This window comes from Herminiimonas sp. KBW02 (assembly GCF_003852535.1).
Lineage (GTDB): Bacteria > Pseudomonadota > Gammaproteobacteria > Burkholderiales > Burkholderiaceae_D > Oxalicibacterium.
Window position 1 is genome coordinate 119,264 of sequence record NZ_QAJP01000005.1, and the last position, 23,459, is coordinate 142,722.

Below are 23,459 nucleotides of genomic sequence, written 5' to 3' on the forward strand. Positions count from 1 at the left end.
GCCTGATGTGATGCCTTAAGCCTGGCGTAGCCAGGTAATCAGTGGGTAAGCATCCTTGAAGTCAGATGCCAGCATTTTCCCCAGATCTGCTACTTTCCTGACCTCGACTTCATGCCAGACGATGAAGTTCTTCAGCTTGATGTATTCCAGATGCGGTACATCGGCGTCAAAGCCCTTAGGTGGGCGGCTCAGTTTGCCTTCTTCCTGTAACTCACCGTAAGTCTCTTTCAACTTCTTGTTCTTCAGCAGTTTGGTGAAACCGGCTGCATCGTTAATCACGTGCTGGCGGATCGCGCGCAGGCGGTCCGGTGGCGGCATCCATTCACCGGCTGCGATCAGCAAGGTGCCGGTTTCGTTGATATGGAAGTAGTAGGTCGGGCCGCCACCCTGATGCGGTCTTTTCAGGCCGCTGGCATTGATCGCTGCGGAAAAATGCGTTTTGTACGGGATTTTTTCTTTGGAAAAGCGCATGTCGCGGTTAATGCGAAACAGCGCTTTCTTCGGATTACAGCCAGCAACCGCAGGATCGAACTTGCTGAGGTCTGTAATTAACTGCGTTACCAGTTCCAGGAACTCTGCGCGCAGGATGTCGTAGCGCGGTTTGTTCATGACGAACCATGCACGATTATTGTTCTCGGACAGCTCGGCCAGAAATTGGGTGAGATCGCGTATATGCATGGTCGTCTTGCCTGTTGTTACTCGGAGCGTTGTGCTGCTCTCGGTCGTTTGCCGACCGTGATATTCAAATTGGTTTCCTGGTTGCGGCGCAATACCACTACCTTGGCTTTGGTGCCTGGCGAGAGTTGTGCGATCTGGTTCAGCATGTCGGCCATATCGGTGATGTTTTTGCCTTCTACCGATACCAGGATGTCGCCAGGCTGCATGCCGGCCTTATCTGCCGGGCCGCCTTTCAATACGCCGGCAATGATGGCGCCGGTGCTTTTCTTCAGGCCGAAGCTCTCGGCCAGTTCAGGTGTGATGTCCTGTGGCTCAACGCCGATATAGCCGCGCACCACGTGACCGTTTTTGATAATGCCATCCATCACGGATTTGACGGTTGTCACCGGAATCGCGAAACCGATGCCCAGCGAGCCGCCGCTGCGTGAATAGATAGCCGTGTTGATACCCAGCAGGTTACCGTTGGCATCGATCAATGCACCGCCGGAGTTGCCCGGATTGATCGCAGCATCGGTCTGGATGAAGTTTTCGAATGCGTCCAGGATGCCGAGGTGGTTACGCCCCAGAGCGGAGATGATGCCCATGGTCACGGTCTGGCCGACGCCGAACGGATTGCCGATCGCCAGCACGACGTCGCCGACGCGTGCTTCCTCAACCCGGCCCAGGGTGATCGCAGGCAGGTTGTCGAGATTGATTTTAATCACGGCCAGATCGGTTTCCGGATCGGAGCCGACTACCTTCGCAATTGCTTTGCGGCCGTCTGTCAGTGCCACTTCAATTTCATCCGCGGCTTCGACTACGTGGTTATTGGTGAGGATGTAGCCTTCAGCGCTGACAATGACGCCGGAGCCGAGGCTGACTTGTTTTTCCTGTTGCTCATCGAAGCGGTCACCGAAGAACTTCCGGAAAAACGGATCGTCCATGAACGGATTTTGTGATGGGGTGGCGGTTTTGCTGGTGAAGATATTCACGACTGACGGCATCGCAAGTTTGGCTGCATCGCGGAATGAGCCTTGCGTCGGCGCCGTATTGGGCGGTGCTTCCAGCATGGAAACCGAGGTCGAGCTGCGCACCTTTTGCGCGCCGCCCAGTACGCCGCTCGCCCATTCAGGCTTCAAGGTCGTTACAATGAATAAAATTGCCAAACCGACGGTTACGGTTTGTGCAAACAACAGCCAAAGACGTCGCATAAAAGGTAGGAAAAATGGGTCAGGGAACGATAGATAGGGATGAATTAGCCAAATATCTAGCGAGAACGCTTGATATTACCCGTTTTCGAGATTTTTGCCCAAACGGCTTGCAAGTCGAAGGGCGCAAACAAATCAAAACATTGGTTAGTGGTGTCACCGCCAGCATGGCCTTGCTGCAAGCGGCAGTGGAAAAAGATGCGGATGCCATTCTCGTGCATCACGGTTATTTCTGGCGTGGCGAAGACATGCGCGTGATCGGGCAAAAGCATCAACGCCTGAAAACTTTGCTGACACATGATGTGAATTTATTTGCCTATCACCTGCCGCTGGATATGCATGCAGAGTTCGGCAATAACGCGCAACTGGCGGCACGTCTCGGGCTGCAAGCCGAATCACGTTTTGCGGAAGATGATCTGGGCTGGTTGGGCAAGAGCACGAATCCTGCTGTAACGACAGTCGGCGAGCTCGCGCTGGAAATCGAAAAGCGCTTGCAACGCAAACCTTTGCTGATCGGTGATCCGGCGCAAAAGCTGGGCGCGATAGGCTGGTGTACCGGCGCGGCGCAAGGCTTCCTCGGCGATGCGATTGCCGCCGGTGCGCAAGTTTATCTGAGCGGCGAAATTTCTGAGCCTACCGTGCACCTGGCGCGCGAAAGTGGCGTCGCCTACCTTGCGTGCGGACATCATGCGACCGAACGCTATGGCGTGCAGGCTTTGGGTGCACACATCGCGCGCACCTTTGGTATCGAGCATCATTTCATCGATATCGATAATCCCGTCTGATGCATTTTCAGAATTTGCATGCAGACATATATGCATGTCATGCGTAATCATGCTGCATGGCAATTTGCTACTATGGTATAACTACAAATATTGGCAAAAAATACAGGCGCGTTTTTGTTCGCGTGTCGGGCACGGAGAGGAGTACGGATCAATGCAGGAACCGGTAGCCGATGGGCCGATTACAGTCTTAGTCGTCGAGGATGATGCGCTTACGCGCCGCACCTTGGGTCTTGCAATTGAGAAGGCGCCGTCGCTGAAGTTGCTGGCGGCGCTCAGCGATGTCAAATCCGCGTTGGACTGGCTGGAACAGCAGTCGGTGGAACTCTTGCTGGTCGACCTGGGTTTGCCGGATGGTTCCGGTATCGACGTCATCCGTTATTGTGCGCATCGCCATCCTGCCTGCAACATCATGGTCATCACGACGTCCAGTGATCAGGATAATGTGCTCGACAGCATAGAAGCCGGCGCTTCCGGTTATGTGCTGAAAGATGCTGATCGTCTCGATATCGTTAGTGCCTTGCTGGACTTGCATGCTGGTGGTTCGCCTATGAGTCCTTCGATTGCGCGCAAGGTATTGGGGCGCATACGTTACGGTAAGCGATCGGTTGATGCAGCCGCGGCCGAGGAGGCGGCGGAACAAGTGGCGCTGACCAAGCGCGAATCGACTATTCTGGATTTGATTGCGCGTGGCGATAGCTATGGTGAAGTGGCGCGACAGCTGTCTTTGTCGGTCGGTACCATACAGACGCATATCAAAAACATCTACGATAAGTTATCCGTACACTCGCGCGGTGAGGCCGTGTATGAAGCGAATCGCCGCGGCTTGCTTCAGATGGATCAGTTGAAGTCCAAGCGCTAAGGAATACGTAGTTGCAAATAAAAAAGGCCGCCTGATGGGCGGCCTTTTTGTTTATTTTTTCAGCGAATCGCGAATTTCACGCAAGAGCACGATGTCTTCCGGTGTTGCTGCTTCCGGTTCCGGAGCGGCTGGTCCGGTTCTTTTCAGTTTGTTCAGCAGACGGACCATTTGGAAAATGATGAAGGCAAGTATGATGAAGTTAAGCGCAATTGTGATGAAATTGCCGTAGGCGAGGACTGCGCCCAGTTTTTTTGCCTCGATCAGGGTCAGATGCGGGTCCTGGTTGTTCAGTGCAATATAGTAATTGCTGAAGTCCAGACCGCCGAAGACCTTGCCGACTACCGGCATGATGACATCCTGCACCAGCGAATCGACGATCTTGCCGAAAGCCGCGCCAATAATGACGGCGACCGCTAAATCGACCACATTCCCCTTGACCGCAAATTCCTTGAATTCCTGCATCATGCCCATGGCAATCCTCCGTTTAACTTGTTTGTAAAAATGCAATGCGCCAACGTATCCTAGTTATAGGCGCAAAAAACGTCAAATTAAATTTCCTCAAATTTTGTCAATTTCGATGGATAATGCGTCCCAAATAAAATAATTACATGTTGCCGTATTGCTCAAAAGTTCCGCAAAATTATCTTGAAGCATGCTATTTGCTTTAAAACAAACGTTGGCTCCGTTATAATCTAAGGTTGCTAGAAGTTTCGTACAGATTTCGCATTTTGACTGATTGGGGTTGGTATGAGTAACGAAAAGCAGGTCGATTCCGGTCGGCGAGGCTTGCTCGTCGCCACATGTGCGGCGGGTGGCGTAGCTGGCTTAGCCACAACTGGAGTATTAGTCTCTACGTTTCAGCCATCGGAGCGCGCAAAAGCCGCTGGTGCGCCTGTCGAAGTCGATATTTCTAGCCTCGTTCCAGGCGAGATGAAAACCGTCGAATGGCGCGGCAATCCAGTCTGGATTCTGAAGCGCACACCGGAGCAGGTCGCTGCTCTGGGCAAGTCGGATAATGAACTTGCCGATCCTGCTTCTTCCCGTACTCAATTCTCTACCACCCCGGAATACGCCATGAATGAATGGCGTTCCCGACAAAAAGACCTGTTGGTCGTGGTCGGTATCTGTCCTCACCTGGGTTGCTCCCCGACCGCCAAATTCCAGACCGGTGCACAGCCATCGTTACCGGATGACTGGCACGGCGGTTTCCTGTGCCCATGCCATGGTTCCACTTTCGATCTGGCCGGTCGGGTTTATAAAAACAAGCCTTCGCCAGACAACCTGCAGGTCCCGCCGTATATGTTCGAGGGCGACACCAAACTGGTCATCGGTAAAGATGAGAAAGGCGAGGCGTAATCATGGCATTCCACGAAAAGCAGCTCCCTGCCGATGCACCTATCGCTGACAAGGCACTGAACTGGGTTGACGCCCGTTTCCCGCTGTCATCGACCTGGAAGGCACATCTCTCCGAATACTACGCTCCAAAGAATTTCAACTTCCTCTACGTTTTTGGCTCGCTCGCACTGCTGGTGCTGGTGATCCAGATCGTGACCGGCATTTTCCTCGTCATGCATTACAAACCGGACGCAAACCTGGCGTTTGCTTCGGTGGAGTACATCATGCGCGATGTGCCTTGGGGCTGGCTGGTGCGTTATATGCACTCGACCGGCGCTTCGGCATTCTTCGTCGTGGTCTACATCCATATGCTGCGTGGCCTGCTGTACGGTTCGTATCGCAAACCGCGTGAACTGGTCTGGTTGTTCGGCGTTGCGATTTTCCTGTGTCTGATGGCGGAAGCCTTCTTTGGCTACCTGCTGCCATGGGGCCAGATGTCGTACTGGGGCGCACAAGTTATCGTGAATCTGTTCGGCGCGATTCCATTCATCGGCCCTGATCTGTCGTTGTGGATCCGTGGCGATTATGTGGTTTCCGATGCAACCCTGAACCGCTTCTTTGCATTCCACGTCATTGCGATTCCGCTGGTTCTGATCGGCCTGGTCGTCGCGCATATCGTTGCGTTGCACGAAGTGGGCTCGAGCAATCCGGACGGTGTTGAAATCAAGGAAAAAGTCGATGAAAAAGGCGTCCCGCTGGACGGCATTCCTTTCCATCCTTACTACTCGGTACACGATATTTTCATCGTGACCATCTTCCTGTTCGTGTTCACCGCAGTGGTGTTCTTCGCGCCGGAAATGGGTGGCTACTTCCTCGAGTACAACAACTTCATTCCGGCTGATCCGCTGAAAACACCGCCGCACATTGCGCCGGTCTGGTACTTCACGCCGTTCTATTCGATTCTGCGTGCAACCACTTCGGATTTCATGATCTGGCTGGCAGCGGGTGTTGCGGCTTATGTCGCGCTGATCATCCTGAAGACCCGCCTTGCCAGCAAGTTCAAGATCGCTGCTGCAGTGATCGGTCTGGCAGCTATCGCCGGCATGTTCGTTTTTGATGCGAAATTCTGGGGTGTAGTGTTGATGGGTGTGTCCGTCATGATCATGTTTGGCCTGCCATGGCTGGACGTGTCGCCGGTCAAATCGATACGCTATCGTCCTAGCTGGCACAAATACGTGTACATGCTGTTTTGTTTCGTTTTTGTCGTTCTCGGTTATCTGGGTGTGCAGCCGCCGACCGCAGTCGGTACTGCAATCGCACAGGTAGGTACCTTCATCTACTTCGGCTTCTTCCTCCTGATGCCTTGGTGGAGTTCCATGGGTACCTTCAAGCCTGTACCGGATCGTGTTGTTTTCCATCCGCACTAAGCCAAGGGATAACAGAATCATGACATTGCTGAAAAAACTGATTGCGTCACTGGTGCTGTTGCCAGGCCTGGTACTGGCGGCAGAAAGTAATTTCCCGCTGGACCATGCGCCTGACCGTACCAAAGACCTGGCATCCCTGCAAAATGGTGCGCGCCTGTTCGTGAACTACTGCCTGAGCTGCCACGCTGCTTCATCGCTGCGCTACAACAAGTTGCAAGATCTCGGCCTGACCGAAGAGCAGATCAAGAACAACCTGCTGTTCACTTCGGACAAGGTCGGCGGCATGATGACCATCGCGATGGCGCCGAAAGATGCGAAAGACTGGTTTGGTTCTGTGCCGCCAGACTTGTCTGTCATCGCCCGAGCCAAAGCATCCGGCGCGGGTAGTGGTCCCGACTGGTTGTATACTTACCTGCGTTCGTACTACAAGGACGACACCCGGGCGACCGGCTGGAACAATATGGTCTTCCCTAACGTCGGCATGCCGCACGTGTTGTGGGAGTTGCAAGGCATCCGCGATGCCAAGTTTGTTGACGAAAAAGATCCGCATGACGCTAGCAAGGTCGTGCACAAGTTTGCTGGCTTTGAACAAGTTACTCCTGGTCTTCTGACCCCGCTGGAGTACGACAAAGCTGTTGCCGATTTGGTGTCATTCATGACCTGGATGGCCGAACCGGCGCAAAATACCCGTAAACGCCTAGGCGTTTGGGTATTGCTGTTCCTGGGTGTATTCATCGTAATCACCTGGCGCTTGAATGCTTCCTATTGGAAAGATATCAAGTAATTTTCTTGCCCGCAGTGTGCGGGGTTTGTTTTAGGGTGAGCCGTAAAACGTCTCACCCTTTTGTTTCTAAGGAACTATAAAAATGATGGTTCTCTATTCGGGTACAACCTGCCCATTCTCTCAACGTTGCCGTCTGGTTCTGTTTGAAAAAGGCATGGACTTTGAAGTCCGCGATGTAGATTTGTTTAACAAGCCGGAAGATATTTCGACTATGAATCCGTACGGCCAGGTACCTATCCTGGTTGAGCGCGATCTGATTTTGTATGAATCGAACATCATCAACGAATACATCGATGAGCGCTTCCCGCATCCGCAATTGATGCCGGCAGATCCGTTGATGCGCGCGCGTGCGCGTCTGATGCTCTTCAATTTTGAAAAAGAATTGTTCATCCACGTACACACGCTGGAAAACGACAAAGGTCGCAGCGGTGAAAAGGTCCAGGAAAAAGCACGGAATGAAATCCGTGACCGCCTGACCACGCTGGCTCCGTTGTTCCTCAAGAACAAATACATGCTGGGCGATGAATTCTCGATGCTGGACGTAGCAATTGCTCCGTTGTTGTGGCGTCTGGATCATTACGGCATCGAGTTGTCGAAAACCGCTGCACCGCTGATGAAATACGCTGAACGCATCTTCTCGCGTCCTGCCTATATCGAAGCACTGACGCCTTCTGAAAAGGTCATGCGCCGTTAAAAAACTGCGCTGTGGGGTTCCCGGTCGTGTCCTTGTATGAAACCTTATGTTTCAATCAACGACATCGCCGGGGTTTCATGGCACACTTTTTAGCCGTGTAGAGCTGATCGCCATCATGTCTGAAACTTCAACCAAACCATATTTGCTGCGTGCCATTTACGAGTGGTGCACTGACAACGGCTATACCCCTTATATGGCTGCCGTCGTCGACGGTGCCACACGGGTCCCGATGGAATTCGTCAAAAACGGCGAAATCGTTCTGAACATCAGCTTCAGCGCCACCAGTGGCCTGAAGATGGAAAATGATCTGATCCGCTTCAGTGCCCGCTTCGGCGGGGTTTCCCGCGATATCACGGTACCTGTCGATAATGTGGTCGCCATCTATGCGCGTGAGAACGGGCAGGGCATGGCTTTCGAAGCCACGAACAAGGCCGATGCGGAAGCAGCAGAGGAGGAAGGCGAGGATACAACTGCGGAAGATGTGGCGCCAGCCCATACTGCGCCTGCGTTAAGCTCGGTTCCGACGGCACCGCACAAGCCTGAAGATCGTGATGCAGATGGTGACGGGAATGACGATGTGCCGGATCCGCCGAAAAAAGGTGGAAGACCTACACTCACACGCATCAAATAGAGTATAATACTGCTCTGCAAAAGTTTAGCCGACTTAGCTCATTTGGTAGAGCAGTTGATTTGTAATCATCAGGTGGCCAGTTCGAAACCGGCAGTCGGCACCAAATAAAAACCCCTTATAGCCTCGCTATGAGGGGTTTTTTCTTATATGTTCGCTTTTCATCCATGCTCAGTAGTTTTGCATGGTTCAGTCCCGGCACTATCTGCGGCTAGAATGGGGGCTATTCATCTCACCTTTCTTTTCTCAGTAGTTTTGCATGGTTCAGTCCCGGCACTATCTGCGGCTAGAATGGGGGCTATTCATCTCACCTTTCTTTTTAGTGCCCATGAAATCTAGTTCTTTCTTCATTGCTCCCTTGTTGGTTTCTGCCGCTACGCTGGTTCAGGCGCAGGACGTACAGACCGTCAAAATAGGTCTGGCCGCGCCGCTGACCGGACCGCAGGCTTTTTACGGCAAGGACAGCCAGAATGGTGCGCGCCTGGCCATAGATGAACTGAACGAAAAGAAAATCATCGTCGGTGGCAAGCAACTGCGATTTGAGCTGTTGTCCGAAGACGATGCTGCAGATCCGAAACAGGGGGCGGCAGTTGCGCAGCGCTTTTGCGATTTGCATGTGAACGCAGTGATCGGCCATACCAACTCCGGTACGGCAATACCAGCTGCGCGGATTTACCATCAGTGCGGCTTGCCTAACCTGTCGCCATCGGCCACCAGCCCCGAGCTGACGAAGTCTGCCTACAACACCACTTTCCGCATGCTGGCGAATGACAGCACGCTGGCGCAGGCCCTCGCTGCATATACGGTGAATGTGCTGAAGCTAAAGACGATAGCCGTGGTCGATGACCGCAGCGCGTATGGGCAGGGACTGGCCGACGCATTCCGGACAGCGCTGCGCAACACGCCGGTGACAGTCGTCACCCAGCAATATACCAATGACAAAGCAGTCGATTTCAGCGCGATCCTGACTGCGATCAAGGGACGCAATCCGGATGCTGTCTTCTTCGGCGGCATGGACCCGCAAGGCAGTGCGATGTTGCGTCAGATGGAGCAGCTCGGTCTGACGCGCCAGAAATTTATCGGCGGTGACGGCATTTGTACACAGGGTATGGAGCAGCGTACTGAGGGTATGAAGATACAGGACAACCTGGTGTGCGCGCATAGCGGCATCGCGCTTGATCGCACCGCAGCCAGCCGTGCCTGGAAGAAGCGCTATGACGATAAATTCCCTGGCCAGTTCCAGATGCATGGCCCGTACTCGTATGACGCAGTGCTGGCAGTCGCCAAGGCCATGCAGAGCGCCAACAGCATAGAGCCGCAGAAATATTTGCCGGCGATGGCTAAAGTGCATTTTGCGGGGGTGATGTCGAACGTGCAGTTCGACCAGCGCGGCGAGATCAAGAATCCGACCATTTCTATCTACACCTACCAGGACGGCAAACGACGTCTGGCGAACTGAGCGGGTAGAACGGATTTAGTCTTTCAAGCCATTCCAGCGCGGCGTCAGGCTGTGCTGGATATCAAACAAATCCAGTACGCGACCTGTCGTGTGGTCGACCATCTCTGCGATTGAAGCAGGGCGGTGATAAAAGCCGGGTAGCGGCGGGAAGATGATGCCGCCCATTTCGGTAACAGCTGTCATATTGCGCAGATGCGCGAGATTGAATGGCGTTTCACGCACCATCAGCACCAGGCGGCGACGTTCTTTCAGTACTACATCGGCAGCGCGTGAAATCAGATTGTCGGAGAAGCCGTGTGCCACGGCCGCCAGCGTTTTCATCGAGCAAGGCGCAATGACCATGCCGTCGGATTGAAACGAGCCGCTCGCAATCGCAGCGCCCACATCGCGCACGTTATGCACGACATCAGCCAGCGCTTCGACATCCTTGCGCTTCATATCAAGTTCTTGATGGAGATTCAGCACACCTGCTTCGGATATCAGCAAGTGTGTTTCCACACTTGCGATATCGCGTAGTACTTGCAGCAGGCGTATGCCGTAGATGACGCCGGTAGCACCGGTGATGGCGATAATTAATCGCTTCCGATGCGGCGTCGGAGTAGCGTCAGCAGACGCTGTCACATCAGGCTTTCAGCAATGTTTGCAGTTCGCCGGATTCAAACATCTCATTCATGATGTCGGAGCCGCCGATGAACTCGCCTTTAACGTACAACTGCGGTACGGTTGGCCAATTCGAGAAGTCCTTGATGCCCTGGCGTACTTCAGCATCGTCCAGCACGTTAACCGTGACCAGATCCTGCACGCCACTTTCTTTTAGCAATTGAATTGCCTTGCCGGAAAAGCCGCACTGTGGAAATTGTGCTGTGCCTTTCATGAATAAAACGACTGGATTTTGGGTTACGGTTTCCTTGATCCAGGATTGTACGTCGTCGCTCATTGCCGCCTCACTATGGGTTAATCTGACATTATAAGAAAATCCGGGAAAACTTGCTGCTTATCCCTTCAGTTTGGCGAACGCTGCTGCCATCGCGCTGCCGGCATCCGGCTGGCGGCTTTGCTGGTTTTGGTGCTGCGAGAGGCGACGGCTGTCATTACGGTCACCGCGCTGCTCCGGTTTGCTGCCGGCGACCGGTGCAGAGTCAGACAAACGCATTGTCAAAGCGATACGTTTGCGCTTTTCATCGACTTCCAGCACTTTCACTTTGACAACTTGTCCGGCCTTGACCACGGTGTGCGGATCCTTGACGAAGGTGTTGGACAGCGCGGAAATGTGTACCAGGCCATCCTGGTGTACACCGATGTCAACAAACGCGCCAAAGGCGGCGACGTTGGTGACTACGCCTTCGAGAATCATGTCCGGACGCAAGTCCTTGATTTCCTCGACACCATCCTTGAAGGTTGCGGTGGTGAATTCCGGACGCGGATCGCGGCCGGGTTTTTCCAGTTCTTTCAGGATGTCGGTGATGGTCGGGATACCGAATTTTTCATCTGCGTACTTGGCCGGGCTCAGCGATTTCAGGACTTTTTCATCGCCAATGATGCTTTTCACATCCTTTTTGATATCAGCCAGGATTTTCTCCACCAGCGGATAGGATTCAGGATGGACCGCCGACGCATCCAGCGGGTTCTCGCCGGACATCACGCGCAGGAAGCCTGCCGCTTGTTCAAAGGTCTTGTCGCCCAGGCGCGGTACCGCGCGCAGATCGGCGCGTGAGGTGAACATGCCCTTCATATCGCGATAGCTGACGATGCTTTGTGCGACGCTGTTGTTGAGGCCGGAGACACGTGCCAGCAGCGGTGCAGAGGCGGTGTTGACGTCGACGCCTACCGCATTCACGCAATCCTCGACCACGGCGTCCAGCGAGCGCGCCAATTGGGACTGGCCGACATCATGCTGATACTGACCAACGCCGATGGATTTCGGATCGATCTTCACCAGTTCGGCCAAAGGATCTTGCAAACGACGTGCGATGGAGACCGCGCCACGGATGGAGACGTCCATATCCGGTAATTCGCGCGAAGCGAATTCGGATGCCGAGTAGACCGATGCGCCTGCTTCAGACACGACGATCTTGGTCAGTTTCAGTTCAGGACGCATCTTGATCAGGTCTTGCGCCAGCTTGTCTGTTTCACGTGAGGCGGTGCCGTTGCCGATGGAGATCAGTGCGACTTGGTGTTTCTCTGCCAGTTGCGCCAGCGTATGCAGTGTGCCGTCCCAGTCGTTACGTGGTTGATGCGGATAAACGGTGGCGGTATCGACTACCTTCCCGGTCGCGTCAACGACTGCAACCTTGACGCCGGTACGCAAGCCCGGATCCAGACCCATGGTGGCGCGTGGGCCGGCTGGTGCTGCCAGCAACAGGGCTTTCAGGTTCAGTGCAAAGACATTGATCGCTTCAACTTCGGCTTTTTCGCGCAGATTGGTCATCAGCTCTGTTTCCAGATGCATGAAGACTTTGACGCGCCAGGTCCAGCGTACGGTATCGAATAACCATTTGTCCGCCGGACGACCCTGGTTGCTGATGCCGAAGCGCGATGCGATACGGCCTTCGCATGGGTTATGCGGAGCATCCCATTTCGGTTTTTCTTCTTCGCTGTCGAGGCGCAGATTGACGTTCAGCATCTCTTCACGGCGACCGCGGAACATGGCCAGTGCGCGGTGCGACGGGATAGTGCCTATGGTTTCCGAGTAGTCGAAGTAATCGGCGAACTTCGCACCTGCATCTTCCTTGCCTTCAACGACCTTGGATTCAACAATGCCGTGTTCTGTCAGGTATTCGCGCAATGCTTGCAGCAGGGTCGCATCTTCAGCGAAGCGTTCCATCAGGATTTGACGTGCGCCATCTAGCGCGGCTTTTGTGTCCGCTACACCCGGATTCTCCACACCTTCTACGGTGAAAGCGGGCTTCAGGTATTTGGCGGCTTCTTCTTCCGGATTCAGTGCCGGGTTTTCCAGCAATGCATCTGCCAGTGGCGTGAGTCCTGCTTCGACCGCGATTTGTGCCTTGGTGCGGCGTTTTTGTTTATACGGCAGGTATAAATCTTCCAGACGGGTCTTGTCTTCTGCATGCATGATTGCTTCGAGCAAGGCTGGCGTCATTTTCTTTTGCTCTTCAATCGAAGCGACGATAGCGGCGCGACGGTCTTCGAGTTCGCGCAGATAGCGCAGGCGCTCTTCCAGCAGGCGCAATTGCGTATCGTCCAGGCCGCCGGTCACTTCCTTACGGTAGCGGGCGATAAACGGGACGGTTGCGCCTTCATCCAGCAAGGCGACAGCAGCAGCGATTTGGTTGGGTTTGGCGACGAGTTCGGCGGCGAGACGTTGTTCGATTGAAGGCAGCATGAATGATCAGAATGAAAAATGAGTGCAACGAGCGGTAGATGATACGCAATTAATGCGAATGCGCCAGTCTTGACAGCAGAGAAAAATGCCCGCGCATAGCCGGATGTTTTCTCTCTTGCAACTGTTGCGGTGGAATGCCTGCGATGCTTACTCAGCATCGCAGGCGTGGTTGGAATTTACTTCAATGAAAAATCTACCCGGCTGGCTTTAGCGCTGGCAGTTCCTTCTTTTGCAGCACCAGCACCGGATTTGGAGGCCAGGATGAAGAGGCGGTCTTCCGGGACTTTGCCGGTTTGCAGCAGCCAGTCCTTGACCACTTGTGCGCGACGATTCGCCAATGCGGTCAGGTCATCGTCGCTGACGGTGGTATTGGTCACCATCAGTTTTTCCATTTCGTCGACTGGCAAATCTTTTTGCAGACCGATCATATTGCGTGGTTTCGGAAACTTCTCTGCACTGTAGACACGCTTCAACAAGGCCGGATATTCCTGCGGTGTAATCGTCAGGCTGTCGAGGTCGCCGGATTGTCCGCGCGACACCATATCTTTCAGTTTCAGTGCGCGTACTTTGCGATCGATCGACGCCTGTTTCAAACCTTCACGATCAGTTTCAGGATCGCTGCGGCCAGTGATTTCCAGTTTCAGTGCAGGGCGATCGGTCAGCATCTTCGCCATGCTTTTGAGTTTGCTTTCTCCGGTGTCGTCGATATTCGCCCGGCCAACGGCGAACTCCAGGTTCGAGAGTTCTTCGCCGCCACCAAACAGTGAGCCGATCAGCGCGAATGGCGCAGTCACCGCTTTGGTAATCAGATTGACGATGACCTTGACGATGATGCCGCCTATCGAGAATTGCAGATCATCGAGCGAGCCACCGATAGGCAGATTGATGTCGATCACGCCGTTGCGATCACGCAGCAAGGCCAGCGCAAAGTTGACTGGCAGGTCGCCTGCGGTTGAATTCTCTATCTTGTTGCCTAGTGTCAGCTGTTCCAGGATCAGACGATTTTGCGCGCTGAGTACGCGATCCTGAATTTTGTAGGCGACTTCAAAGGACAGCTTGCCCTTCTCTATGCCGTAACCGATGTAGCGGCCGGAGTATGGTGACAGCGGTGCCAGTTCCATGCCGTGTACTTCTGCTTTCAAGTCCAGCGTCAGGTCACCTTTCAGCGGATTGACGCTGCCGGCGATAGCGAGTGGCGCGCTGTTGACCTGGCCTTTCAGGTCGACATTCGCATTGCTATTCGGATCTGATGACAAGCCGCTGACGGTGCCGCCGAATTTCATCAGGTTGGCAGTGTAGTTTGGTTTGATGAAGTTATCGGTAAAACGTATCTGCCCGCCTTGCAGCGTCAGTTTTTTAATCTTGATCGGCGGTATGTCGCTGGCCGCTTTGGTCGGCGGTGGCAGTACCACCGTTTTGGATGAGGCTAGCGGCGGGTTCGGCGTCGCTGGCTTGGTTTCTTCGGTCACGCTTTTCTGGCCGACGGTCTCACTGCGTTTGACGTCTTGCAGATTGATACGGCCGGTCGGGTCGATGATGATACGTGCGAAGAAGTCACTCAGCGAGACTTGATCGATGCTCAGTGCAAACGGTGCGAGGCGCACATCCATGCCGCCAAAATAAAGCGATTTCCAGCGCAGGAAGTCGTTGCTGCTCAGCTTGTCTATGGTGGCGAGATTGCCTACCGTCAGATCACCCTTGAAGCCACCGATCAATGCATCACCCTTACCCTGATCGATCTGTAGCTTGCCTTTGCCGGATACATCGGCGCGGGTCAGCAGGATGTTAACCTGATCAGTGAAGTAAGGCTGCAGTTGCATGATATCGACGCTCTTGAAGTCGAGCGCGAGATCAGTGTGTAAAGGCGTCATGCCGACACTGCCGTTGACTGAGAGTTGGCCGTTTTTGTTGACGGCTGCTTTCAAGTCAAGCTGACCACGTGCATTCGCTTTGGTCGAGAGGTTTTGCAGCGAGAGCGTCAAAGGATCAATGGTGGTGATCGCTGTTTTTGGCAGGCTGCGATCTTCCAGACGTGCCGACCAGTTGCTGATAGCGATCTTGCTGATGTCTACCGTGTACGGTGCATCGTTGGCTTTGCTTGCGGCTTTGGCCGGTGTGTCGGTACCGGTGGTTTTCTTTGCAGGCGCTGCATTGCTGCGTGGCTTGCCTTGCTGCAAATCGAAACCGGCCTGGTTGGATGACACTTCCTCAATCGTGACTGCTTTCTTGCCGGTGTCGACTTCGACTTTGCTGACGGCCAGATTGAATTTTTCTATGCTGGCGTTCACCGGACGTTCGCCTTGCGCGTCGCTATAGCGTAGTGCAGCGTCGTTGATGGTGAGTTCGCCCAGTGCCAGTGTAAATGCCGCTGGTGTTTTGGGCTGTGTTTTGGCAGGTGCCGCTGCGCTCGCTGTCGTTGAATCTGGTGCTGGTGTGCTAGCGGCAGCTTTTTCTGTTGTCTCTGTCGATGCCGGGACTGGTGCGGCAGGTGCACTGTCAGGCTTATTGGCTGCTGCAGTTTTGGACGGCGCAGGTGGTGTCAGCAAATTGTCGAAGTTGAACTGGCCGTTTGCATTACGCGCAATGTCGGCTTCCACGCCATTGATTTCCAGTTTGGCGATTTCAAAGCGTTCGCTCAGAACCTTGGCTTCGTTCAGGGTAACGGCCAGCTCCGGTAACTTGACTATTGATTTGTCGTTCTGATCGTTGAGTTGCAGTGCTTTCAGTTTGATGCTGCCGCTGATCAGCAAGGCCGGGGCTTTTTCCTTTTCCTGCCGGAAGTCGGCGGTCAGGTGTACATCGAGCTTGGCGCTCGGCAGTTTGAAGTGCGGTGTACCCGGTACGTACTTAAGGTAATCGGTCAGGTCTACATCATCCAGGTTCAGGTCGACCACGGCGTTGACCGGATCGGCAAACGGATGCGCCTTGCCTTTGATCAGCATAGGCGAGCCGTTGACGTTCGCACTCAGCAAGGGTTCTACATAGACTTCTACTTGTGATGGCAGCGACGAGATGAACGGTACACCCAGTTTCAGATCGGTGATTTCATGTTTGGTTTGTGCCGTCTTGTCATCGAGCTCGATGTGTCCTTTATCGATTTCGATATTGAAGGCCGAGAAACGGGCAGGTTCCGGTGAAGGCGGCTGGCTGCTGATCAGTTCGATGATGTCATCGATGTTGGTGCTGGCCGCATCCTTGCGTACCAGGTGCACGTACGGTGTGCTGAGCTGGACTTGTTCGATGACAGGTGCAAAGCGCAGCAGCGATTTGTACGAAACATTGACCATCAGCTTTTCAAAGCTGGCAAAGGTAACGTCGCCTTCCGGCTCCATCAGCTTCATGTCATGTATGGTCAGTCGCATCGCGTACGGATTGACCTCGACTTTGCCGATGGTGGTCTGGCGGTGCAACTTTTCCGTAATGATTTGTTCTGCCTGCGATTTGATGATGCCCGGCAACGCAAAGAAGCCGAACAAGCCAAGCAGGACGATGAATGCAAGCAAGCCGATCAGGGTGCGTCGCACGACAGGTTTGCCCGAGAATGTGCGAACGGATTGCGTCAGCTGCTCAGTGCGGAGGTTAGCCATGGGAGTTCAGCATAAGCCGGGAGTGGTGGGTAGTTAATTCTACCAGCGGCCAGATAGCAATGTTGCTGATTTGAATACGTAATTATGTGAGTTTATGCAAACGCCGGAACGGTGTTAACACAGCGTTAACACTGGTGGTTGACGACTGTAAAGCAGCAGGGGAAGCAGGGAGCCGGGTGCAGTGCGCACCCGGGCGGAAGGAGGGCCTACTCTTTTTCCGGAAAGGTGTAGACCGCGCCGGCATCGGCTCCGGCATTACGCTTGCCGGCACGCAGGTCGCGGTAGACGGCGGCGCGCATGATGAGCATGGCGACCACTGGTGCCGTCATCAGGATGAAGGCCGAGATGATCAGTTCATGGATCACCAGGCGCGATTGCAGCACGGTGAAGTACAGCATGGACGCCAGCAGCAGACAGCCGGCTCCCAATGTCACCGTAATGGCCGGACCGTGGATGCGCTGGTAGAAGCTGGGCAGGCGCAGCAGGCCAAGTGCGCCGATCAGAATGACAGCGCCGCCTATGATCAGCAATATTGCCACCGGCAATGCGGCCCAGGCTGGCAAGGTTTCAAATCCGTTCATTCTATGATCTCCCCGCGCATCAGGAATTTGGTGAGGGCGATGGTCGAAACGAAGCCCAGCAGGGCTATCATCATCGCCGCTTCAAAGTAAATCAGGTCGCCGAAGCGTATGCCCAGCATCAGGGCCAGCAGCATCGCGCACATCCACAAGGTATCCAGCGCCAGCACACGATCATGCGCGGTCGGGCCTATCAGCAGGCGTATCGTGCAGCACAGCATCGCCAGGATGATGCAGAGGAAGGCGAACTTGACTGACAGTTCCAGCAGTAGCGTCATGTCACATTCTCCTGTTCAAAAACTTCTATCAAGGGACGCTCATACTGCGTCTTGATGGTGTCTATCCACCATTGCTCGTCGTGCAGATCGAATACGTGCAGCGCGAGTTCATGCGTGTCCGGCAGGATCTCGACCCATACTGTACCCGGTGTGGAATTGATCAGGCAGGACAGCATTGCGAGGCCGTAGGGATTACGGATATCCAGCGGGATGCGGATGAACTGCGAATTCAGTTTGCTGCGCGGAGTAAACAAAATCAGACGGCTCACGTTGATGCAGGAGCGCACGATTTCGATCAGCGCCATGCCGAGCAAACGGAACAGAGTCAGCGGCTTGGAAATGCGCGGGAAGCCCAGCGGCTGCAAAGGTTGCGTCAGCAGCGGTATCGCAATTGCCAGGATCGCGCCCAGCAGCAAAGCAGATGCTTCCAGGCTTTCATTGAGCAACAGCCAGAACAGCAGCAGGATGAAGGACATCAGCGGTGAGGGTAGCCAGCGCTTCATGGGCGACCTCCGGATACAGATGCATTCGGTACCGCAGGCTCGGAAATAACCCGGTCTATATATTGCGATGGTCTATGCAGATCATGGCTGGTGCGTTCCAGATAGGCGAATACCGGTCCTGCTTGCAGAGTCAGGATTACGCACAGCAGGAGCAGCGCGCTGATCGGCAGTACTTCGCTCAGGTGCAGGCGTGGCGATGCAATCGCGCCGGACGCCCAGAATGTACGCACACCAAAACGCATGAGGGAAATAATCGCCGCGAGGCCGGACAGCACGATCAGCGTCATCAGGGCCCAGGTGGTCGAGCTGATGAGGATGTTGCTGGCGTCCGGATGCAGCAGCGCGTGGAACAGGCCGAATTTGGCGACAAAACCGGACAGCGGCGGCAAGCCGGCAATGATCAGCGCACAACCGGCAAAAGCGAGGCCGAGGAATGCCAGTGCGCCCGGGATGCCGACACCCGCGGTTTCTTCAGGCTTCTCTTCAATTGCAAACGCTTCCATCGTCAGTGCCAGCATGTTGGCGCCCGGTGAGCGTATCCGTTCCACCAGTTCGATCAGCAGCACAAAGGCCGCCATCGCCATGGTCGAGCCGAGCAGGTAATACAAGCCTGCCGTGACCAGCGAAGCCTGGCCGTAACCGATCACGGCCAGCAAGGTACCGGATGACACGATAGCGCCGTATCCGGCCATGCGGCCGAGACCTTCACTGGCGAGCATGCCTGCTGCGCCGAATACGATGGTCGCCATACCGCCCCACAGCAGCGCGTCATAGCCATAACCTGCTACCGCACCGGCGTCCGGCGAGAAGATTAACAGCCACAAACGCAGGATGACGTAAGCACCTACTTTGGTCATCAGCACCAGCATCGCAGCGACTGGTGGCGAGGCGGCAGAGTAAGTAGTCGGCAGCCAGAAGCCGAGCGGCCACATCGCACTCTTCACGAGGAAAGCGATGGCGAGCACGGCGACACCGATTTTCAGGAACACCAGATCATTTGCGCCGACCTGCGGTATGCGAGCCGCGAGATCGGCCATGTTCAGCGTACCTGTGCTGGCGTAGATCAGTGCGACACCAATCAGGAACAAGAGCGATGCTGCCAGGTTGATGGCGATGTATTGCATGCCGGCGCGGATGCGCGCGGTATTGTAGCCGTGCAGTACCAGGCCGTAGGAAGCGGCCAGCATGACTTCGAAGAACACAAACAGATTGAACAGATCGTGCGTCAGGAAAGCACCGTTAATCCCCATCAGCAGGAACTGGAACAAGGTGTGGAAGTGCACACCGATACGGCTCCAGCGCATCATCGAGTACAGCAAGGCTGCGGTTGCGAGTATTGCGGTCAGCAAGAGCATCATTGCAGCCAGGCGATCTGCGACCAGTGCAATACCGAAAGGTGCTGACCAGTTGGCGGCGAGGTACACGCCTATGCCATCCATCCAGTCGCCGTTGTCGGTCAGCCTGATGAGGACGATCGCCAGTGCGAGTTGCAGCAAGACAGAAGTCAGGTTCACGAAGAACTTGAATTGATGTCGGCTTTCATTCACCAGTATCAGCAGCGCGCCGCACAGCAGCGGCAGCAGTACCGGCAGAACGATCAAATGTTGTATCCACTCCAGCTTCATCAATCGGTCTCCTCGCCGTCTACGTGATCGGTGCCGGTCAGGCCGCGCGAACCAATCATGACAACCAGGTAGAGTGCTGTGGTCGCAAAGCCGATCACGATCGCGGTCAGCACCAGTGCTTGCGGCACCGGATCGGTGAACTGTGCCGGATCAGGAATGGCGTCACCCAGGGTCAGCGGCGGACGATTGACCCACAACCGGCCCATGATGAAGATGAAAAGATTGACCGCATAAGACATCAGCATCAGACCGGTCAACACCTGGAAACTACGCGGGCGTAGTATCAGCCAGATGCCGGAGCCAAACAGGACACCGATGGCGAGAGAGATAACAATTTCCATCAGACGATCCCTCGCTTGTTGGTGGTAGACGCTTCGGCAGTGCTACCTTGTTGCGGACGACGACTACGTATCGATTGGTGGGCCAGTGCAACCAGGATCAGCATGGTGGCACCGACCACGACGACGAATACGCCGAGGTCAAAGAAGAAGGCACTCGGGACATGGACTTCGCCGAGTACAGGCAAATGCAGGTGTGCCGTGTGGCTGGTCAGGAACGGGTAGCCGAGCAGGAAGGCGCCCAGGCCGGTCAGGCAGGCGGTCACCAGGCCGAACGATAGCCAGCGCAGTGGTCGCAGGTGCAAATGGGTTTCCACCCAGGTGGTACCTGCCAGCATGTATTGCACGATGATGGCCACCGCAAAGATCAGGCCTGCGACAAAGCCGCCACCCGGCAGGTTATGGCCGCGCATGAAGAAGTACACCACGATCATCGCCATGAAAGGCAGCAGGAAGCGCAAGTAAACGCCTGGCACCATCAGGTAACCAACCTCGACTTGTTCGGCCGGGGTTTGCCGTGCCGCCAGGTCGATATTGCTGATTTGCTGTTCCGGTGGTGCCATGCTTTCCGGTGCCGGACGGAAGCGACGCAGCAGTGCGTAGACCGTCAGTGCGACGATGGCGAGCACTGTGATTTCACCCATGGTATCGAAGCCGCGGAAGTCGACCAGCAAGACATTCACCACGTTTGAACCGCCACCTTCGGACAAGGCGCGCAACAGGAAGAAGTCGCCGATGCTGGCTGGTTGCGGATGGGTCAGTACCGCATAGCTGACTGCTGCGATGCTGACGCCGCCGATGATGGCCAGAACCAAATCGCGGGAACGACGCAGCCAGACCGTGCGCGGGATTTGCATATTCAGTTCGCGCGGTACCAGGCGACGCGGCAACCAGCGCAAGCCGAGCAGGATCAGCACGGCGGTCACGGTTTCCACCATCATTTGCGTCAGCGCCAGATCAGGTGCCGACAGCCACAGGAAGGTCATGCTGACGACCACACCGGTGCCGCCGACCAGGATCAATGCTGCCAGGCGGTGATACTTCGCCTGCCATGCACCCGCGAGTGCACAGACGCAACCGATGACCCACATCAGGGCAAACAACGGATCAACGTTGGCAAAGGAGGCGGCATTCAGTACCGGCAATGGCCTGACCATCAATAACGGCACGCCTATCATGGCGACCATCATCAGGAATAGTTGCGGTTGCAAACGACGTGTACCCAGCCATTTCACCAGCAGCGCAGCGCTGGCCGAGATGCGCAACATCGTTGATTCATACGCTTGTGCGCCGCTCAGTCTATGCAGGATAGGCACGTTTTCGCGCGATGCTAGGTAGAAGTAACGACGCAGAATGATGTAGAAAACGATGCCGCCGGCGAGGGCGATAAAACTCATCAGCAGCGGCAGATTGAAACCATGCCACATGCCCAGATCGTATTCCGGGGTTTGTGTGCCCAGTACCGACACCACAGCGCTGCCGAGAAAGGGTTTGACGCTGAGGCCCGGGGCTATGCCGACGATCAGGCACAACAGGACCAGAAGTTCGACTGGAAAGCGCATCCAGCGTGGCGGCTCATGCGGTGTCTTGGGTAGGTCTTTCGGCAACTGACCGAAGAAGACGCTGATGAAACGCAGCGAGTAAGCGACGCTGAATATACCCATCGCCACCGCCGCATACGACATCCACCAGTTCTCGGTGCCACCCACATGCAAGGTTTCGGCGAAGAACATTTCCTTGGACAGGAAGCCGTTGAGCAAGGGGACGCCTGCCATCGACGCACTGGCGACGATCGCCAGCGTTGCGGTAATCGGGATCGCATGGCGCAGGCCGCGCAGCACGCGCATGTCGCGGGTGCCGGTTTCATGGTCGATGATGCCTGCAGCCATGAACAGCGATGCTTTGAAAATTGCGTGATTCAGCGTGTGGAAAATGGCTGCGACCACGCCCAGCGGCGAGCCTATGCCCAGCAACACGGTGATCAGGCCCAGATGGCTGATGGTGGAGTAAGCCAGCAAACCCTTCAGGTCATGCTGGAAAATCGCGATGAAGGAACCGATCAGCAAGGTACATACGCCCGCACCTGCGATCAGCCAGGTCCATTCTTCGGTGCCGGATAAGGCAGGCCAGAAGCGGATCAGCAGGAATACCCCGGCTTTCACCATCGTGGCCGAGTGCAGGTAGGACGAAACCGGGGTTGGCGCCGCCATCGCATGTGGCAGCCAGAAGTGGAAAGGGAATTGCGCGCTCTTGGTCAGTGCGCCCAGTGCGACCAGTACCAATGCTGCGACATACCAGTGATGGGCGCGGATTTTGTCGCCAGCTGCTAACACGATGTCCATATCGTAGCTGCCGACGATATGACCGAGAATCAGCACGCCGCACAGCAGGCACAAGCCACCGGCAGCGGTGACGGTAAACGCCATACGCGCGCCGCGACGGGCGTCAATGCGATGGTGCCAGTAACCGATGAGCAGAAATGAAGTGAGGCTGGTCAGCTCCCAGAATACGACCAGCTGGATCAGATTGCCGGAGAGGACGACGCCCAGCATCGAGCCCATAAAGGCGAGCAGAAAGGCGAAGAAACGCGGGACCGGATCTTCCGGTGACATGTAATAACGTGCATACAACACCACCAGCAAACCGACGCCCAGTACCAGCATGACAAACAACCACGCCAGTCCATCCATCCTGAGTACAAAGTCCACGCCCTGCATAGGCAGCCACGCTGCCTGGTAGCGCACGATTTCACCGGAGCCGACTTCTTGATAAAGGAATGCAGAGACCAACAGGCCATACAGGGCGACACCGCCAGCCAGCAAGGATTCGCGGTTACGCGCATTTGCAGGCATACAGGCGGCGATTACGCAGCCTATGAAGGGAACGATGACGAGGGAGAGTAACAGTAAGGATTCTGGAATAAGTCTATACATGCGCAGGAAAACAATCAGGAGAAATGGCGAGTCGGGTTACATCAGCGACCGTCGACCGGATGAGTTCAGGATGTGTATGTCATAGAGGTGTATTCCTTTAGTTTGATAAAAAATCAGTGTCTCAATCTGCACCTTGCTGCCGAGTGCCGACCGAAGTCGCTCAGACCTCCATCCTCTGGCGCAAATTGACATGTCACTTGCGCGTCAATTCGCCCGGCACGGGAACGCAAGCGGAAATTGAAAGTTTCATTTTCAGCTCGCACCCGGTCACACCATCTATATAGAAGACGAACGGGCTTATCAAAATTCAATGCAAAAGAAAGGCATCGCGTACTTGCTGCATTAGCAAAATTCCTGCCCGCTATTGCAGCGCACACCGCCGGCTCAGCCTCGCACGCTTGCAGCGAGCAAGTGCAGCTTGTATTTCTTCCTTGAACA

The 23,459-nt window shown here is 55.0% G+C and carries 21 protein-coding genes and 1 tRNA gene; 9 read left to right on the forward strand and 13 right to left on the reverse strand.

Translation table 11 applies throughout. The annotated features are described in order from the left end of the window. Nucleotides 1–15: 15 nt before the first annotated feature. Together DBR37_RS09930 and DBR37_RS09935 are read right to left on the reverse strand one after the other, a co-directional pair. Entirely contained in the window at nt 16–678 is a 663-nt protein-coding gene (locus DBR37_RS09930; protein WP_124574318.1) for a DUF2461 domain-containing protein, read from the reverse strand. Nucleotides 679–695: 17 nt separating this feature from the next. Further along, nucleotides 696–1,868 carry a Do family serine endopeptidase gene (locus DBR37_RS09935; RefSeq protein ID WP_124574319.1) on the reverse strand — a complete coding sequence of 391 codons (1,173 nt, stop codon included), beginning with the start codon at nt 1,866–1,868 and terminating at the stop codon, nt 696–698. Between the two features lie 14 nt (nt 1,869–1,882). Here DBR37_RS09935 and DBR37_RS09940 point away from each other — a divergent pair, with 14 nt between their 5' ends. Beyond that, a complete protein-coding gene (locus DBR37_RS09940; RefSeq protein ID WP_124574320.1) occupies nt 1,883–2,650 on the forward strand; it encodes a Nif3-like dinuclear metal center hexameric protein in 768 nt (255 codons plus the stop codon). Nucleotides 2,651–2,801: 151 nt separating this feature from the next. Further along, complete coding sequence (locus DBR37_RS09945; protein WP_233588338.1) at nt 2,802–3,509, forward strand: response regulator transcription factor; 708 nt, start codon at nt 2,802–2,804, stop codon at nt 3,507–3,509. 51 nt (nt 3,510–3,560) lie between these two features. Here DBR37_RS09945 and mscL read toward each other — a convergent pair whose 3' ends face one another. After that, nucleotides 3,561–3,980 (reverse strand): large conductance mechanosensitive channel protein MscL, encoded by a 420-nt coding sequence (mscL, locus tag DBR37_RS09950; RefSeq protein ID WP_124574322.1) that lies wholly within the window; start codon nt 3,978–3,980, stop codon nt 3,561–3,563. A gap of 276 nt (nt 3,981–4,256) precedes the next feature. On the opposite strand from mscL, the gene petA reads away from it, so the two are divergent. From petA to DBR37_RS09985, 7 genes are all read left to right on the forward strand, one after another. Next, nucleotides 4,257–4,865 (forward strand): ubiquinol-cytochrome c reductase iron-sulfur subunit, encoded by a 609-nt coding sequence (gene petA, locus DBR37_RS09955; RefSeq protein ID WP_124574323.1) that lies wholly within the window; start codon nt 4,257–4,259, stop codon nt 4,863–4,865. Further along, nucleotides 4,865–6,271 carry a cytochrome bc complex cytochrome b subunit gene (locus tag DBR37_RS09960; protein ID WP_199739103.1) on the forward strand — a complete coding sequence of 469 codons (1,407 nt, stop codon included), beginning with the start codon at nt 4,865–4,867 and terminating at the stop codon, nt 6,269–6,271. The genes petA and DBR37_RS09960 overlap by 1 nt, the downstream gene beginning before the upstream one ends. Nucleotides 6,272–6,290: 19 nt before the next feature. Continuing rightward, nucleotides 6,291–7,055 carry a cytochrome c1 gene (locus DBR37_RS09965; protein ID WP_124574325.1) on the forward strand — a complete coding sequence of 255 codons (765 nt, stop codon included), beginning with the start codon at nt 6,291–6,293 and terminating at the stop codon, nt 7,053–7,055. A gap of 82 nt (nt 7,056–7,137) precedes the next feature. Next, nucleotides 7,138–7,749 carry a glutathione S-transferase N-terminal domain-containing protein gene (locus DBR37_RS09970; protein ID WP_124574326.1) on the forward strand — a complete coding sequence of 204 codons (612 nt, stop codon included), beginning with the start codon at nt 7,138–7,140 and terminating at the stop codon, nt 7,747–7,749. A gap of 115 nt (nt 7,750–7,864) precedes the next feature. Then, the gene (locus tag DBR37_RS09975) at nt 7,865–8,380 is read left to right on the forward strand and encodes a ClpXP protease specificity-enhancing factor (protein ID WP_124574327.1); all 516 of its coding nucleotides are present in this window, start codon (nt 7,865–7,867) and stop codon (nt 8,378–8,380) included. A gap of 27 nt (nt 8,381–8,407) precedes the next feature. Beyond that, nucleotides 8,408–8,483, forward strand: a tRNA-Thr gene (locus DBR37_RS09980). 222 nt (nt 8,484–8,705) lie between these two features. Further along, entirely contained in the window at nt 8,706–9,836 is a 1,131-nt protein-coding gene (locus tag DBR37_RS09985; protein WP_124574328.1) for a branched-chain amino acid ABC transporter substrate-binding protein, read from the forward strand. A gap of 15 nt (nt 9,837–9,851) precedes the next feature. On the opposite strand, the gene DBR37_RS09990 is transcribed toward DBR37_RS09985, so the two are convergent. The 10 genes from DBR37_RS09990 to DBR37_RS10035 form a co-directional block, all read right to left on the reverse strand. Next, the gene (locus DBR37_RS09990; RefSeq protein ID WP_124574329.1) at nt 9,852–10,457 is read right to left on the reverse strand and encodes a UbiX family flavin prenyltransferase; all 606 of its coding nucleotides are present in this window, start codon (nt 10,455–10,457) and stop codon (nt 9,852–9,854) included. A gap of 1 nt (nt 10,458) precedes the next feature. Continuing rightward, nucleotides 10,459–10,773: a Grx4 family monothiol glutaredoxin gene (grxD, locus tag DBR37_RS09995; RefSeq protein WP_124574330.1), complete on the reverse strand. Its 315-nt coding sequence runs from the start codon at nt 10,771–10,773 to the stop codon at nt 10,459–10,461. 57 nt (nt 10,774–10,830) lie between these two features. Further along, on the reverse strand, nt 10,831–13,179 hold the full coding sequence (locus DBR37_RS10000; protein WP_124574331.1) for a Tex family protein: 2,349 nt from the start codon (nt 13,177–13,179) through the stop codon (nt 10,831–10,833). 176 nt (nt 13,180–13,355) lie between these two features. Next, a complete protein-coding gene (locus DBR37_RS10005; RefSeq protein WP_124574332.1) occupies nt 13,356–16,766 on the reverse strand; it encodes a DUF748 domain-containing protein in 3,411 nt (1,136 codons plus the stop codon). Between the two features lie 206 nt (nt 16,767–16,972). Then, a complete protein-coding gene (gene mnhG / locus DBR37_RS10010; RefSeq protein WP_124574333.1) occupies nt 16,973–17,347 on the reverse strand; it encodes a monovalent cation/H(+) antiporter subunit G in 375 nt (124 codons plus the stop codon). Further along, nucleotides 17,344–17,622: a K+/H+ antiporter subunit F gene (locus tag DBR37_RS10015; protein ID WP_124574334.1), complete on the reverse strand. Its 279-nt coding sequence runs from the start codon at nt 17,620–17,622 to the stop codon at nt 17,344–17,346. The genes mnhG and DBR37_RS10015 overlap by 4 nt, the downstream gene beginning before the upstream one ends. After that, complete coding sequence (locus DBR37_RS10020; RefSeq protein ID WP_124574335.1) at nt 17,619–18,125, reverse strand: Na+/H+ antiporter subunit E; 507 nt, start codon at nt 18,123–18,125, stop codon at nt 17,619–17,621. The genes DBR37_RS10015 and DBR37_RS10020 overlap by 4 nt, the downstream gene beginning before the upstream one ends. Then, nucleotides 18,122–19,750, reverse strand: a complete 1,629-nt coding sequence (locus DBR37_RS10025; RefSeq protein WP_124574639.1) for a monovalent cation/H+ antiporter subunit D — start codon at nt 19,748–19,750, stop codon at nt 18,122–18,124. Before DBR37_RS10025 ends, DBR37_RS10020 begins: the two co-directional genes overlap by 4 nt. After that, entirely contained in the window at nt 19,750–20,091 is a 342-nt protein-coding gene (locus DBR37_RS10030; protein ID WP_124574336.1) for a Na+/H+ antiporter subunit C, read from the reverse strand. The genes DBR37_RS10025 and DBR37_RS10030 overlap by 1 nt, the downstream gene beginning before the upstream one ends. Then, the gene (locus tag DBR37_RS10035; RefSeq protein ID WP_370454245.1) at nt 20,091–22,940 is read right to left on the reverse strand and encodes a monovalent cation/H+ antiporter subunit A; all 2,850 of its coding nucleotides are present in this window, start codon (nt 22,938–22,940) and stop codon (nt 20,091–20,093) included. The genes DBR37_RS10030 and DBR37_RS10035 overlap by 1 nt, the downstream gene beginning before the upstream one ends. Between the last annotated feature and the right edge of the window lie 519 nt (nt 22,941–23,459).